This is a genomic window from Massilia sp. Root133 (assembly GCF_001426525.1).
In the GTDB taxonomy this organism is placed as follows: Bacteria; Pseudomonadota; Gammaproteobacteria; order Burkholderiales; family Burkholderiaceae_D; genus Telluria; species Telluria orientalis.
The window spans coordinates 13440-27288 of record NZ_LMEW01000001.1; the positions used below are offsets into that span (position 1 = coordinate 13440).

General features: G+C 64.9%; 15 protein-coding genes. 12 read left to right on the plus strand and 3 right to left on the minus strand.

The genetic code is table 11. The annotated features are described in order from the left end of the window. Positions 1 to 38: 38 nt before the first annotated feature. Positions 39 to 335: a hypothetical protein gene (locus tag ASD28_RS00070; protein WP_056122115.1), complete on the plus strand. Its 297-nt coding sequence runs from the start codon at positions 39 to 41 to the stop codon at positions 333 to 335. Positions 336 to 338: 3 nt separating this feature from the next. On the opposite strand, the gene ASD28_RS00075 is transcribed toward ASD28_RS00070, so the two are convergent. After that, positions 339 to 1295, minus strand: coding sequence for a transporter (locus ASD28_RS00075; protein WP_056122119.1), 957 nt, complete (start codon positions 1293 to 1295; stop codon positions 339 to 341). 230 nt (positions 1296 to 1525) lie between these two features. On the opposite strand from ASD28_RS00075, the gene nirK reads away from it, so the two are divergent. Then, positions 1526 to 2923: a copper-containing nitrite reductase gene (gene nirK, locus ASD28_RS00080; protein ID WP_082577028.1), complete on the plus strand. Its 1398-nt coding sequence runs from the start codon at positions 1526 to 1528 to the stop codon at positions 2921 to 2923. A 76-nt stretch (positions 2924 to 2999) separates the two neighbouring features. Here nirK and ASD28_RS00085 read toward each other — a convergent pair whose 3' ends face one another. Then, positions 3000 to 3248 (minus strand): accessory factor UbiK family protein, encoded by a 249-nt coding sequence (locus tag ASD28_RS00085; protein ID WP_056122122.1) that lies wholly within the window; start codon positions 3246 to 3248, stop codon positions 3000 to 3002. A gap of 266 nt (positions 3249 to 3514) precedes the next feature. Here ASD28_RS00085 and ASD28_RS00090 point away from each other — a divergent pair, with 266 nt between their 5' ends. From ASD28_RS00090 to gshA, 4 genes are all read left to right on the plus strand, one after another. After that, a complete protein-coding gene (locus tag ASD28_RS00090) occupies positions 3515 to 4261 on the plus strand; it encodes a TorF family putative porin (RefSeq protein WP_056122125.1) in 747 nt (248 codons plus the stop codon). A 12-nt stretch (positions 4262 to 4273) separates the two neighbouring features. Next, positions 4274 to 4612 carry a P-II family nitrogen regulator gene (locus ASD28_RS00095; RefSeq protein ID WP_025511601.1) on the plus strand — a complete coding sequence of 113 codons (339 nt, stop codon included), beginning with the start codon at positions 4274 to 4276 and terminating at the stop codon, positions 4610 to 4612. A gap of 10 nt (positions 4613 to 4622) precedes the next feature. Then, on the plus strand, positions 4623 to 6176 hold the full coding sequence (locus ASD28_RS00100) for an ammonium transporter (protein ID WP_056122128.1): 1554 nt from the start codon (positions 4623 to 4625) through the stop codon (positions 6174 to 6176). 139 nt (positions 6177 to 6315) lie between these two features. Next, a complete protein-coding gene (gene gshA / locus ASD28_RS00105) occupies positions 6316 to 7617 on the plus strand; it encodes a glutamate--cysteine ligase (RefSeq protein ID WP_056122131.1) in 1302 nt (433 codons plus the stop codon). Position 7618: 1 nt separating this feature from the next. Here gshA and ASD28_RS00110 read toward each other — a convergent pair whose 3' ends face one another. Continuing rightward, positions 7619 to 8335, minus strand: a complete 717-nt coding sequence (locus ASD28_RS00110) for a class I SAM-dependent methyltransferase (protein WP_056122134.1) — start codon at positions 8333 to 8335, stop codon at positions 7619 to 7621. A gap of 190 nt (positions 8336 to 8525) precedes the next feature. Between ASD28_RS00110 and gshB the strand changes: the two genes are divergently transcribed. Genes gshB through metW form a run of 6 tightly spaced genes read left to right on the plus strand, consistent with a single transcriptional unit; the run spans position 8526 to position 13762 of the window. Then, positions 8526 to 9473, plus strand: a complete 948-nt coding sequence (gene gshB / locus ASD28_RS00115; protein WP_056122136.1) for a glutathione synthase — start codon at positions 8526 to 8528, stop codon at positions 9471 to 9473. Positions 9474 to 9477: 4 nt separating this feature from the next. Next, complete coding sequence (locus tag ASD28_RS00120) at positions 9478 to 9882, plus strand: PTS sugar transporter subunit IIA (RefSeq protein ID WP_056122138.1); 405 nt, start codon at positions 9478 to 9480, stop codon at positions 9880 to 9882. Between the two features lie 35 nt (positions 9883 to 9917). After that, positions 9918 to 10187 (plus strand): HPr family phosphocarrier protein, encoded by a 270-nt coding sequence (locus ASD28_RS00125; protein ID WP_056122141.1) that lies wholly within the window; start codon positions 9918 to 9920, stop codon positions 10185 to 10187. Positions 10188 to 10228: 41 nt separating this feature from the next. Beyond that, positions 10229 to 11980, plus strand: a complete 1752-nt coding sequence (gene ptsP / locus ASD28_RS00130; protein WP_056122144.1) for a phosphoenolpyruvate--protein phosphotransferase — start codon at positions 10229 to 10231, stop codon at positions 11978 to 11980. Between the two features lie 19 nt (positions 11981 to 11999). Beyond that, complete coding sequence (locus ASD28_RS00135; RefSeq protein WP_082577027.1) at positions 12000 to 13148, plus strand: homoserine O-acetyltransferase; 1149 nt, start codon at positions 12000 to 12002, stop codon at positions 13146 to 13148. Beyond that, entirely contained in the window at positions 13145 to 13762 is a 618-nt protein-coding gene (gene metW / locus ASD28_RS00140; RefSeq protein ID WP_056122150.1) for a methionine biosynthesis protein MetW, read from the plus strand. Before ASD28_RS00135 ends, metW begins: the two co-directional genes overlap by 4 nt. Positions 13763 to 13849 lie beyond the last annotated feature (87 nt).

Sequence of the window (13849 nt, forward strand, 5' to 3'; positions counted from 1 at the left end):
CTGGTAATGTAGCGGGCTCCGCCTTCTCCTGTCCACGCATGCCCCGACTGATCCTGACCCTGCTCGCCCTCGCGGTACTGTTCTGCCTGCTGTGCGGACCCGTCACGTGGGTTGCGCTGCGCCTGTGGAAGCGCGGGGATCTCGAAGCGTTCCGGCCGCTGCGGGCCATGTGGATCGCGCAGGTGGCGCTGGCGTCCGCGCTCGTCTTCGGCGCGGACAGTCTCGGGCTGGCCAATCCGATGGGGTCGATGGTGGCGATCGTGTTTGCGGTCAGCCTGGGCGGGGCCGCGCTGTACGGCCTCTGGCGTCTGTTGACGCGGGCCGCCGCGCATTGAGGTTCACCACAGCTGGCCGGACACCCCGGCCAGGAAGGCACGGTCCGCCGTCAACTGGACGCCGTTCACATGGCGCACGAGCGGTTGCTGGACGAAGCCGTAGACCTGCAGCCTGCCGTTGATGGCATAGGACAATCCGGGACTCAGGAACAGGTAACGGCCGCCGCTGTCGGCCGGTTCCGCCGCGCTCCCGCTGTCCGCGCGCTTGTGCACGAAGTTCAGCTGCAGCAGGGCGCCGAAGCCCGGGCCGAAGCCCTTGCGCACACCGGCGTCGGCACTGAACTGGGCGCCGGGCTTGTAGCCGGCGCGGCTGTCGACCGCGTGTTGGTACTGGGCCTGCACGAACCACGCGGCATCGCTGGCGTTGCGGCGCTGGTGGCGGTAGGCGCCGAGGATCAGGTCGGTCGTTCCGGTGCCGGGCTGGAGGCTGCGCTCGGCCCGCTCGTTGTCGCCGTTCGCGACCGTGAAGCGTCCAGTAGGCAGTTTCAATCCGAACGTCACGCCGCTGTCGCTGGGATTCAGCAGGTCGCCGCCGGACGCGACCTGATAGCGGCCGACGACGCGGACATCGCCCGGTTCCGTGAACGACCAGCTTTCGCCGATCTGTTCGCCATGGTGGTTGTGGACGTGCCGGTGATCGCGGTCGCCGAGCGGTGCGCTCACGGTCACGCCCCAGCCGTTGCCGAAGCCGCGGCTCCAGGTGGCGACGAGATTGCGGTTCACGGTAGCGACTTCGTCGTGGTGATGCGGGACCTGCCCGACCGCGACCTTGTCGCCGCCCGCCATTGGCTGGTCCTGGTCGATGTATTCGTAGTGCACGTCGAATGCCGGGCCGGGCGCGAGGAGCGCGCTCTGCGTGGTCCAGTTCGTGTTCACGGTGCAGAAGGCGGCTCCGCAGCTGGCGGAGGCGAGGGCGGGAAACAGGGCGGCGAGGGCGGCGGCCAGATGGCAGATCTTCATTTTTTTCCTCATCAATGTCGAATCGTCTTGTGCTGGAGAACAGCATAGGTGCGGTCGACATCGATTTCGTATGAACCAGATCAAGGTTCAGCTACAAACATATCGATTGCTTATGGCGAGTACATTTCTGTGTTGTTTACGAAATGCTTGATCTGGTTCATCCAGGGATTGGAACCGCGCCACGTAAGATTTTTTCGCAGCAAGTCCAAAACAACGATCGAGGTGAAAAAATGAAACGCAAGACGATGCCCGTGCTGATCGCAGCCCTCATGCTCGGCATGACCTTCCTGGCGCCCGCCCATGCCCAGCATGAGCATCTCCATCCCACGGCCGTGCAGACCGTCGCGGATGTCACGTTCACCCTGCGTACCGATATCGCCGACGGCAAGCTGGTCTTCATGGGCGATGCCGGCAAGATCGCGGGCAAGACCAATCCCACGTTGAATGTGCCCGTCGGGGCCGTCGTGCAGATCAATCTCGTCAATGGCGACGGTGCCACGCACGACCTGAGTGTGGCCGAGTTCGGCGTCAAGTCGAACCAGCTCAACGACAAGGGCGCCAGTACGGCCATCGTCTTCCGGGCCACGAAGAAGGGGACGTTTGATTACATCTGTACATTGCCGGGGCACGTGCAGGCCGGCATGATCGGCAAGATCGTCGTGGGCGAGGGTGCCGCCGACACCTCGCCGAAGGCCGCGGACCTCTCGCGCGATCCGCACGACCTGCCACCGCCGATCGGCAAACGCGCGCCGCAGCATCTCAAGGTCTCCCTCGAGACCACGGAGGTGACGGGCCAGTTGACGGACGGCGCCACCTACAAATACTGGACTTTCAACGGCAAGGTGCCGGGCCCGTTCATCCGGGTCCGGGTCGGCGATACCGTGGACGTCGACCTGTCCAACGCGAAGGACAGCCACATGATCCACTCGGTCGATTTTCATGCGGTCACGGGCCCCGGCGGCGGTGCGGCCGTCACGCAGGCCGCGCCGGGCAGCACCAAGGGCTTCACCTTCAAGGCGCTGAATCCGGGCCTGTACGTGTACCACTGCGCCACGCCGATGGTCGCCCAGCACATCTCGAACGGCATGTACGGCCTGATCCTCGTCGAGCCGGAAGGCGGCTTGCCGAAGGTGGACCGCGAGTTCTATGTGATGCAGGGCGAGCTGTACACGGCGCAACGCCATGGCTCGACGGGCGAGAACGAGTTTTCGCTGGAAAAACTGCTGAACGAGCAGCCCGAGCACCTGATGTTCAACGGTAACCACAACGCCCTGACGAAGACCCACCGGATGGAAGCGAAGGTCGGCGAAACGGTGCGCATCTATTTTGGCGTGGGCGGACCGAATTTCACCTCCAGTTTCCACGTCATCGGCGAGATCTTCGACCGCGTCTACAATCTGGGCGACCTGGTCTCGCCGCCGCTGCGCAACGTGCAGACGACGACCGTGGCACCGGGCGGCGCCACGGTGGTGGAATTCAAGGTCGACGTACCCGGACGCTATGTCCTCGTCGACCACGCCCTGTCGCGGATGGAAAAGGGGCTGGCGGGCTTCCTGTACGTGACGGGCGACCCGAATCCGGCCGTGTTCCGCACCGCCAGCACGCCGGACGCGCCTTCGGGGCATTGATCAGGTAAACGGCAACGCGGCCGCGCCGCACCGGTTCCCACCGGCGCGGCGCGGCCGCGTCGTTTACAAGGGCGGCTCAGGCCTTGGCGTCGGCCGTGGCCAGCTTCGCTTCCAGTTCGGCGACGCGCAGTTCCAGCGCCTCCAGCTTGGCGCGCGTCTTGGCCAGCACCTGGGCCTGGATGTCGAACTCTTCGCGCGTCACCAGGTCCAGCTTCGAAAAGCCCTGGGTCATCATCGCCTTGACGTTGCGCTCGATGTCCTTGGCGGGCGAGTTTTCGAACGCCTGGTTGATCTTGCCCTGCAAATCATTGAAAAAATTGTTCATTTCACACTAGTCCTTGAGTCGGCACCCCGCACCAAGAAGGTGCGTACATACCTGATTTGGTGCGTGCACCGTGACGGCGCACGCGTCCTGGTCCCGTTTGTATTTTGAAATTAAAAAACTGGGGGCGGAAGGGGTGAAAAACAAGCGGGAACCCGCCCGGCATGGGGGTGGCACGCATCCTGCTAATCAACCATTAACCATAAGAGGTCGCAATCCCGGATTGTAAACCGCAACCCAAGAATATGTTCAACTAAAGGGAGTGTCGTATGAAGCGTCGTAACAGCAACTGGTCCCACGCCGCAGTACTCGCAGCAAGCCTGTGGAGCCTTCATATCGGGCTGGCCGGCGCCGAAGAGCAGAAGCCGGACAATGAAGTGAGTTTCAACGCGGCGGTCACGAGCGATTATCGCTACCGCGGCATTTCCCAGTCCCGTCTCGACCCCGCACTGCAAGGCGGTGCCGACTACACGCACAACCCGACCGGCCTGTACGCGGGCACCTGGCTGTCCACCATCAAGTGGACCAAGGACCTGGGCGGCAGCGGCGACGTCGAGTGGGACCTGTACGGCGGCAAGCGCGGCAACCTCACGAGCGACATCACCTATGACGTCGGCGGCCTGTACTACTTCTACCCGAGCAATGGCCTGCATCCGAATGCCAACACGTTCGAACTGTACGGCCAGCTCGGTTTCGGCCCGGCCTACGTCAAGTACTCGCATTCGCTGACGAACCTGTTCGGCACGGCCGACAGCAAGGGCAGCGGCTACCTGGACATCGGCGCCAACGTCGACGTCGGCAGCGGCTTCACGCTGAACCTGCACGCCGGCCGCCAGAACGTGCGCCACAACGGTTCGCTGTCGTACACCGACTACAAGCTCGGCGTCACCAAGGACCTGGGCATCTGCTCCGTGGCCCTGTCCTGGATCAAGGCCGACACCAGCGCGTACGTGAGCCCGTCCGCGGAAAACCTGGGCAAGTCCGCGGCCCTGCTCACTGTTTCAAAAACTTTTTGAAGAGGCAATCACATGAAAATGATCACCGCCATCATCAAACCCTTCAAGCTCGACGAGGTGCGTGAAGCCCTCTCGGAAATCAACGTCCAGGGTATCACCGTGACGGAAGTGAAGGGTTTCGGTCGCCAGAAGGGCCATACCGAGCTCTACCGTGGCGCGGAATACGTCGTCGATTTCCTGCCGAAGACCAAGATCGAGGCAGCGGTCGACGATGCCATCGTCGACCAGGTGATCGACACCATCCAGAGCGCCGCGCGCACCGGCAAGATCGGCGACGGCAAAATTTTCGTCTCCAACCTGGAGCAGGTAGTCCGTATCCGTACCGGCGAGACCGGCAACGAAGCGCTGTAAGGGGAATCCGATGATCCACACCATCACGAAACTGATCGCAGGCGTATCCGTCGCCGTGGCGCTGGCAGCCGCCGCCCCGGCCATGGCCCAGGATGCCGCCAAACCGGCAGCCGCCGCGGAAGCCGCAGCACCCGCGGCCGCACCGGCCGCCAGCGCACCGGTCGCCGCCGCGCCGGCCGCAGCTGCCGCTGCAGCACCGGAAGCTGCCGCCGCACCGGCCGCGCCGGCTGCCGCACCGACCCCGCAGAAGGGCGACACCGCCTGGATGATGGTCGCCACCTTGCTGGTGATCATGATGACGATTCCGGGCCTGGCCCTGTTCTACGGCGGCCTGGTCCGTTCCAAGAACATGCTGTCCGTGCTGCTGCAGGTGTTCATGATCTTCGCGGTCATCATCGTCCTGTGGTGCCTGTACGGCTACTCGCTGGCGTTCACCGAGAAGACCGCGTTCATCGGCGGCTTCGACCGCCTGTTCCTGAACGGGATCTGGGATCCGGTCAAGGGAGCGTTCTCGACCGCGGCCACCTTCAGCAAGGGCGTCGTCATCCCCGAGTTCGTCTTCGTGGCGTTCCAGGGCACGTTCGCGGCCATCACCTGCGGCCTGATCGTCGGCGCGTTCGCCGAGCGCGTCCGCTTCTCCGCCGTGTTGCTGTTCGTCGTGCTGTGGTTCACGTTCGGTTACCTGCCGGTCGCGCACATGGTCTGGTTCTGGACCGGTCCGGATGCGTTCACCGCCGCGACCATCGATGCCGAGACCGCCAAGGCCGGCTGGCTGTGGCAGAAGGGCGCCCTCGACTTCGCGGGCGGCACCGTGGTGCACATCAATGCCGCTATCGCCGGCCTCGTCGGTGCGATCCTGATCGGCAAGCGCGTCGGCTACGGCCGTGAATCGATGGCCCCGCACTCGCTGACCATGACCATGATCGGCGCCTCGCTGCTGTGGGTGGGCTGGTTCGGTTTCAACGCCGGTTCGGCACTGGAAGCGGGCGACGTCGCCGCGCTGGCCTTCGTCAACACCCTGCTGGCCACCGCCGCCGCCACCGTGTCGTGGGTCTTCGGCGAGTGGATCACCAAGGGCAAGCCGTCGATGCTGGGTGGCGCCTCGGGTGCCGTCGCCGGCCTCGTCGCCATCACCCCGGCCTGCGGCTTCGTCGGTCCGATGGGCGGCCTGGTCATCGGTCTCGTCGCCGGCATCGTCTGCCTGTGGGGCGTGAACGGCCTGAAGCGCATGATCGGCGCCGACGACTCGCTGGACGTGTTCGGCGTCCACGGCGTGGGCGGTATCCTGGGCGCGCTGCTGACCGGCGTGTTCGCGGCACCGCAACTGGGCGGCCAGGGCATCTTCGACTACGTCACCAACAAGATGTCCGCCGACCCGTACTCGATCGGCCACCAGGTCCTCGTGCAGGCGGAAGCCGTCGGCACCACCATCGTGTGGTCGGCCGTCGTCTCGTTCATCGCCTACAAGATCGTCGACGTCGTCGTCGGCCTGCGTGTCCCGGAGGAAGAGGAACGCGAAGGCCTGGACATCACGAGCCACGGCGAGCAGGCTTACCACTCCTGATTATCAGGAATGCAATATGCGAAAGCGCCCTCCGGGGCGCTTTTTTTATTTCTAAATTGCATAAAGGTCTTTAAAAAACGTTCGAACACCCCAATCTCGGCTTACCATATCGCCAAGAAGCCCGAAGGACGTCATTTTTATGGTTCCCCACCTCGCCACCGCCGTGACCGGTCCCCTGCTGGACCTGGAAAAGAAGATCCTCGAAGCCACGCCTGCCATCGAACGCTGGTTCCGCCTCGAGTGGCAGGAGCACACGCCGCCGTTCTACTGCTCGGTGGACCTGCGCAATGCCGGCTACAAGCTGGCGCCGGTGGATACGAACCTCTTCCCGGGCGGCTTCAACAACCTGTCGACGGAAATGCTGCCGCTGACGGTGCAGGCCGCCATGGCCGCGATCGACAAATACTGCCCGGACGCCCGCAACCTGCTGCTGATCCCGGAAAGCCATACGCGCAACCCGTACTACCTGCAGAACGTGCAGCGCCTGATGCAGATCTTCCGCCAGACGGGCCTGCACGTGCGCCTGGGCTCGCTGTCGCCCGAGGTGACTGAGCCGACGCCGCTCGCGCTCCCGGACGGGAACATGCTGGTCGTGGAACCGCTCGTGCGCTCGCCCAACGGCCGTCGCGTGGGCCTGGCCGACTTCGACCCGTGCACGATCCTGCTGAACAACGACCTGTCCGCCGGCATCCCGGGCATCCTCGAAAACGTCCACGAGCAATCGCTGCTGCCGCCGCTGCACGCCGGCTGGGCCGTGCGCCGCAAGAGCAATCACTTCAAGGCGTTCGACGAGGTCGCCAAGAAGTTCGGCAAGCTGATCGACATCGACCCGTGGCTCGTGAACCCGCTGCACAGCAAATGCGGCGAGGTCAATTTCCAGGAAGACGTGGGCATGGAATGCCTGGCCGATAACGTGTCGGCGCTGTTGTCGAAGATCAAGAAGAAGTACAAGGAATACGGGATGAAGGACCAGAAACCCTTCGTCATCGTCAAGCCGGATGCCGGCACGTACGGCATGGGCATCATGACCGTCAAGGATGCGAGCGAGGTCAAGGACCTGAACCGCAAGCAGCGCAACAAGATGTCGGTCATCAAGGATGGCGTCACCGTCACCGACGTGATGATCCAGGAAGGCGTGCCCACGTTCGAGTCGATCAACGACGCGGTGGCGGAGCCGGTCGTGTACATGATCGACCGCTACGTCGTCGGCGGCTTCTACCGCGTGCACGCCGAGCGCGGCGTGGACCAGAACCTGAACGCGCCGGGCTCGCAATACGTGCCGCTCGCGTTCGCGCAGCAGCACGCGGTGCCCGACCTGAAGGCGAAGCCGGGGACGGCCGCGCCGAACCGCTTCTACGTGTACGGCGTGGTGGCGCGTCTTGCGTTGCTGGCTGCTTCGCTGGAGTTGGAACGGACCGATCCGGACCCGGAAATCTATTGATTCAGACCATACGGTCCGTCTCCGGCTTGCGCGCCATGTAGATGAAGTGGGAGCGCAGCGGCGGCAGCAACATCGCCAGCGCTTCCGGAATCAGCCAGGGCAGGGCGGCCAGCGTGCGCCCCACGGGCGGCGTCAGCACCAGCGTGCGGTAGTGGCGGCTGGCGGCAGGCCAGAAGCGCAGCAGTTCGACGTCCGTCACCTTGCGCACGTGGGCATTGCGCGGGCTGCCGTAGCGGACATCGAAAATCATCGTCCAGCCGCCCGGACGCAGCACGCGCCACATCTCGGCGGCCAGGCCGCGCCGCAGGTCTTCGTCCAGGAGCGCGGAAAACACCGTGTGCGCGCTCACGAGGTCCATGCTCGCGTCGGGAAAGACGTCGATCTGGCCCAGGTGCCAGCGCACGCCGGGCGCCGTGCGGGCCCGGGCCTGTTCCAGGCGGTCGGGCTGCAGCTCCGTGCCGGCGAGGTGGGACGGCGTGGCGCCCCAGTCGATCAGCTGGCGCAGGAAGCCGCCGCCGCCGCAGCCGACGTCCAGCGCGCGCACGGCGGACAGGTCGCGGCCCACCGTCAGCGGCAGCAGGTCGGCCAGCACGCGCGCCCGCGCCGCCGCCTGGCGGACGATGTCGGGCCGGTGCCAGGCGTGTTTCGCCAGCCCGGCGCCGCCATGCCATTGGCGATAGACCTGGTTGATGCGTTCCTGCTCGGCTTGGTCGCTCATCGTGTCCTCCTGGGACGCATCTTCCCAAGTGGTCCGGCGGCACGTTTGACGGTTCGCAAATGCAGATTGAATAGATGACGTTTTGCCAACAGGAAGATGCTCCGGTAACTCGTCCGCCGGACGCGGCCGCCTTTCCGCGAACATCCGCGTTTCCGGCTAAAATCGTGGTATTGCCTCCATTGGGACCATCATGAAAATCGCTTTTCTCGCAGATCCGCTGTCCGGCTTCAAAATCTACAAGGACTCGACGTTCGCGATGATGCGCGAAGCGGCGCGGCGCGGCCATCGGATCTATGCCTTCGAACAGCGCCACCTGGTGCTGGAAGAGGGCGTCGTGACGGCCGAGGCCACCGAGATCCAGCTGACCGGCGATCCGGACGACTGGTACCGTGAAGGCGACACCGATACCGTGCCCCTTTCCGCGTTCGACGCCGTCATCGAGCGCAAGGACCCGCCGTTCGACATGGAATACGTGTACGGCACGTATCTGCTGGAACTGGCCGAGCGCCAGGGCGCACGCGTGTTCAACAAACCCTCGGCGATCCGCGACCACAACGAAAAGCTGACCATCGCCCAGTTCAGCCAGTTCACGTCGCCCACGCTCGTGTCGTCGTCCGGCACGCGCCTGCGCGCCTTCCACGCCGAACACGGCGACGTGATTTTCAAGCCGCTGGACGGCATGGGCGGCGCCGGCATCTTCCGCGTCAAGGACGATGGCCTGAACCTTGGTTCGATCATCGAGACGCTGACGGACAACGGCGCGCGCACGATCATGGCGCAGAAATATATTCCCGCCATCGTCAAGGGCGATAAGCGCGTGCTCGTCATCGACGGCAAGCCGGTCCCGTTTTCGCTGGCGCGCATTCCGCAGGCCGGGGAAGTGCGCGGCAACCTGGCGGCCGGCGGCACCGGCGTCGCGCAGCCGCTGACGGAGCGCGACCGCGAGATCGCGGAAAGTCTCGGCCCGATTCTGGCGGCGCGTGGCCTGTTGCTGGTAGGATTGGACGTGATCGGCGATTTCCTGACCGAGGTGAATGTCACCAGCCCCACGTGTTTCCAGGAGATCACCGACCAGACCGGTTTCGACGTCGCGGCGATGTTCATCGACGCCGTCGAGCGCCGGGTAACGGGAAATTAAAGACATGGTAGGCATCCTGCTGATGACCCACGCACCGCTGGGCCAGGCATTCATCGCCGCGGTCGCGCACGTGTTCCGCGGCCCCACCGAGCGCTTCGAGGCGATCGACGTGACGGCGGACCAGGACACGAACGAGATCCACGCACTGGCGAAGAGTGCAATCCAGCGCCTGGACGAAGGCGATGGCGTGCTGGTCATCACCGACATCAAGGGCGGGACGCCGTCCAATTGCTGCAACACGCTGGCCGAGGCCGGTCGCGTGGAAGTCATCGCGGGCATCAGCCTGCCGATGCTGCTGCGCGCGATTACGTACCGGCGTGACACGCTGGACGTCGTGGTCGAGATGGCCCTGACCGGCGCGCAGAACGGCGCCGTCCGGGTCGACAACCGCATCCGGGTCGGCACCTGACCGGACAGATGAACGAGAGAAACGACAATTAAAATATGATTCAACAGGAACTCGAGATCATCAACAAGCTGGGCCTTCACGCCCGCGCATCCGCCAAATTCACCCAGCTGGCCGCCAAGTTCCAGAGCGACGTCTGGCTCACCCGCAACGGCCGCCGCATCAACGCCAAGTCGATCATGGGCGTCATGATGCTGGCCGCCGGCAAGGGCGCCAAGGTGACCCTGGAAGCGGACGGCCCCGACGAACAGGAATGCATCGCCGCGCTCACCGGCCTCATCAACGATAAATTCGGCGAAGGCGAGTAATGCCGGACAGCAGCCGAGCTGGCCGTCACCCGGGACCCTCCATGGCATCGTTCACACTGCACGGCATTCCGGTCTCGCGCGGGATCTCGATCGGGCGCGCGCACCTGCTCACGCCGGCCGCGCTCGACGTCAAGCACTACCTCGTGCCGGAAGAGCAGGTCGAGGCGGAAGTGAAGCGCCTGCAGGACGCGATCGCCGAGGTGCACCGCAACCTGCAGGAGCTGTGGACCGAGCTGCCGAAGGAAGCCCCGACGGAACTGGGCGCGTTCATCGACGTGCACGTGCTGATCCTGTCCGATCCGATGATCTCGGAGGCGCCCCTCGACATCATCCGCAGCCGCCACTACAACGCGGAATGGGCGCTCGTCACGCAGATCGACGAGCTGTCCGCGCAGTTCGACGAGATCGAGGACGAGTACCTGCGCGAGCGCAAGCAGGACATCCAGCAGGTGGCCGAGCGCGTGCTGAAGGTGCTGATGGGGACCGCGCTGTCGGCCCCGCCGGTGCCCGAGGAAGACCACTTCCAGCCGCAGATGATCGTCGTCGCGCACGACATCTCGCCGGCCGACATGCTCGCGTTCCGCGACCGCTCGTTCGTCGGCTTCGTCACCGACGTGGGCGGCCAGAACTCGCACACGGCGATCGTCGCGCGCAGCCTGGACATCCCGGCCGCCGTCGGCATGAGCCAGGCGTCGCGCCTGATCGAGCAGGACGACTGGGTGATCGTCGACGGCGATGCCGGCGTCGTGATCTGCAATCCGAGCGCGCTCGTGATGGAGCAGTACCGCGCGCGCCAGGCCAACCTGATGAAGGCGCGCAAACGCCTCCTCAAGCTCAAGAAGACGCCGGCCGTCACGAAGGACGGCACGCCGATCACGCTGCTCGCGAACATCGAGCTGCCGGACGATTGCGGTCCGGCGCTGGAAGCGGGCGCCGTCGGCGTGGGCCTGTTCCGTTCCGAATTCCTGTTCATGGGCCGTGGCGCACAGGGTTTGAAAGTGCCGGGCGAGGACGAGCAGTTCGAGCAGTACCGCAAGGCCGTGCTGGCGATGAAGGGCCGCCCGGTCACGATCCGCACGCTCGACGTGGGCGCCGACAAGCCGCTCGACCAGACGGAACACACGGCGCTGAACCCGGCGCTGGGCCTGCGCGCGATCCGCTACTGTCTCGCCGAGCCGCAGTTGTTCCTCACGCAGCTGCGCGCGATCCTGCGCGCGTCCGCATTCGGCAAGGTGCGCATCCTGATCCCGATGCTGGCGCATGCGTTCGAGATCGACCAGACGCTCGGCATGATCGAGCAGGCCAAGGCCCAGCTACGCGAGCAGAACATCAAGTACGACGCGGCGGTGGAAGTCGGCGCCATGATCGAGATCCCGGCTGCCGCGCTGGCGCTGCCGATGTTCGTCAAGCGCCTGGACTTCCTGTCCATCGGCACCAACGACCTGATTCAATATACGCTGGCGATCGACCGCGTCGACTACGAGGTGGCGCACCTGTACAATCCGCTGCACCCGGCGGTATTGAACCTGATCGCGATGACGATCGAGGCCGGGCACAAGGCCGGCATCGACGTCGCCGTGTGCGGCGAGATGGCGGGCGACGTCAAGCTCACCCGCCTGCTGCTGGGCATGGGCCTGCGCGAGTTCTCGATGCATCCCGCCCAGCTCCTGGCCGTCAAGCAGGAAATCCTGTCCAGCGACCTGGCGCGGCTCGTGCCGCGCACCAGGCGCATCCTGCGCGCGATGGAACCGGCGGCCATCGCCGAAGCCGTGGAGCAGCTGCAGTCCGTCTAGTTACAACTTAAGAGTCTTCATGGGATCGATCGGAATTGTCTCCCCCCAGGCGATGCACTTCGCCGAACCGTTGCGCCTGCAAAGCGGCGCGGCGATCGGCGACTACACGCTGATGTATGAAACGTACGGCACGCTGAATGCCGACAAATCGAACGCGGTGCTGATCTGCCACGCGCTGAACGCGTCGCACCACGTCGCCGGCCACTACGCCGACCAGCCGAAGAGCGCGGGCTGGTGGGACAACATGGTGGGGCCGGGCAAGCCGGTCGACACCGACCGCTTCTTCGTCATCGGCGTCAACAACCTCGGCTCCTGCTTCGGTTCCACGGGCCCGATGCACACGAATCCGGCCACGGGAAAACCGTACGGCGCCACGTTCCCCGTCGTGACGGTGGAAGACTGGGTCGCCGCGCAGGCGCTGCTGGCCGACCGCCTCGGCATCGCGTGTTTTGCCGCCGTGATGGGCGGATCGCTGGGCGGCATGCAGGCCCTCGCGTGGAGCATCATGTTCCCCGAGCGCCTGCGTCACTGCATCGTGATCGCATCCACGCCGAAACTCTCGGCGCAGAACATCGCGTTCAACGACGTGGCGCGCCAGGCCATCCTCACCGATCCGGACTACCGCGGCGGCGACTTCTACGAACACGGCGTGGTGCCGAAGAACGGCCTGAAGGTGGCGCGCATGGTCGGCCACATCACGTACCTGTCGAACGACGACATGGCGGAGAAATTCGGCCGCAAGCTGCGCAACGCCGCCGAGAGGAACGACTACAAATTCGACTTCGGCATCGACTTCGAGATCGAATCCTATCTGCGCTACCAGGGCGATAAATTCTCGGAATACTTCGACGCCAACACCTACCTCCTGATCACCAAGGCGCTCGACTATTTCGATCCCGCGCGCGAGCATGGCGGCAACCTCGCCAAGGCGCTGGAAAACACGCAGGCTCAATATCTCGTCGCGTCGTTCTCGACGGACTGGCGCTTCTCGCCGGAGCGCAGCCGCGAGATCGTGGAAGCGCTGCTGGCCAACCGCCGCAAGGTGACCTATGCCGAGATCGACGCGCCGCACGGCCACGACGCCTTCCTGCTCGAGGACGTGCGCTACATGAACATCGTCCGTGCCTACTTCCAGCGCATCGCTGCAGAGCAGAAGGAGGCCGCATGAAATACGAAGACCTGACCCTGCGGTCCGACCTCGCGTTCATCGCCCACTGGGTCGGCGACGGCGCCCACGTGCTGGATGTCGGCTGCGGCGACGGCGCCATGCTGCGCTACCTGGAGCAGGCCAAGCGCTGCACGGGCTACGGCGTGGAGATCGCCGACGACAAGGTCCTGGAAAGCACGCAGCGCGGCATCAGCGTGATCCAGCACGACATGGAGCAGGGCCTCGGCCTGTTCGCGGACGACGCGTTCGACGTGGTCCTGTGCCTGTCGTCGCTGCAGATGATGCAGCACGTGGAGGCGCGCCTGCGCGACATCGTCCGCGTCGGCAAGGAAGCGATCGTGTCGTTCCCGAACTTCGCGTACTGGCCGCACCGCGCCGCGCTGCTGAAAGGGCGCATGCCGGTGTCGCGCACCCTGCCTTACCAGTGGTTCGACACGCCGAACCTGCGCTACGCGACGATCTACGACTTCAAGGACCTGGCCGAGAAATGCGGCCTGGAAGTGCTGGAATACGTCGCGCTGGCCGAGGGCAAGCCGGTGTCGTTCCTGCCGAATTTGCGCGGCAGCCTGGCGGTGTTCCGCCTGCGCAAGCGCGATCTCGTGAGCAAGGTCTGACGTTTCCCCGCCTGCGTCGCTGCCCGGGTAGGCGTATCGTGTTGTACTTACGAGCGCGACTTGGGCATCATGTGTCCAGAACCCAGC

Bases quoted from the DNA above. Each gene is read 5' to 3' on its own strand.
- nirK (WP_082577028.1), top strand. From the start codon at position 1,526: ATGAAACGCAAGACGATGCCCGTGCTGATCGCAGCCCTCATGCTCGGC.
- ASD28_RS00090 (WP_056122125.1), top strand. From the start codon at position 3,515: ATGAAGCGTCGTAACAGCAACTGGTCCCACGCCGCAGTACTCGCAGCA.
- ASD28_RS00085 (WP_056122122.1), bottom strand. From the start codon at position 3,248: ATGAACAATTTTTTCAATGATTTGCAGGGCAAGATCAACCAGGCGTTC.
- ASD28_RS00095 (WP_025511601.1), top strand. From the start codon at position 4,274: ATGAAAATGATCACCGCCATCATCAAACCCTTCAAGCTCGACGAGGTG.
- ASD28_RS00125 (WP_056122141.1), top strand. From the start codon at position 9,918: ATGATTCAACAGGAACTCGAGATCATCAACAAGCTGGGCCTTCACGCC.
- gshA (WP_056122131.1), top strand. From the start codon at position 6,316: ATGGTTCCCCACCTCGCCACCGCCGTGACCGGTCCCCTGCTGGACCTG.
- ptsP (WP_056122144.1), top strand. From the start codon at position 10,229: ATGGCATCGTTCACACTGCACGGCATTCCGGTCTCGCGCGGGATCTCG.
- ASD28_RS00070 (WP_056122115.1), top strand. From the start codon at position 39: ATGCCCCGACTGATCCTGACCCTGCTCGCCCTCGCGGTACTGTTCTGC.
- ASD28_RS00135 (WP_082577027.1), top strand. From the start codon at position 12,000: ATGGGATCGATCGGAATTGTCTCCCCCCAGGCGATGCACTTCGCCGAA.
- ASD28_RS00120 (WP_056122138.1), top strand. From the start codon at position 9,478: ATGGTAGGCATCCTGCTGATGACCCACGCACCGCTGGGCCAGGCATTC.
- ASD28_RS00075 (WP_056122119.1), bottom strand. From the start codon at position 1,295: ATGAAGATCTGCCATCTGGCCGCCGCCCTCGCCGCCCTGTTTCCCGCC.
- metW (WP_056122150.1), top strand. From the start codon at position 13,145: ATGAAATACGAAGACCTGACCCTGCGGTCCGACCTCGCGTTCATCGCC.
- ASD28_RS00100 (WP_056122128.1), top strand. From the start codon at position 4,623: ATGATCCACACCATCACGAAACTGATCGCAGGCGTATCCGTCGCCGTG.
- gshB (WP_056122136.1), top strand. From the start codon at position 8,526: ATGAAAATCGCTTTTCTCGCAGATCCGCTGTCCGGCTTCAAAATCTAC.
- ASD28_RS00110 (WP_056122134.1), bottom strand. From the start codon at position 8,335: ATGAGCGACCAAGCCGAGCAGGAACGCATCAACCAGGTCTATCGCCAA.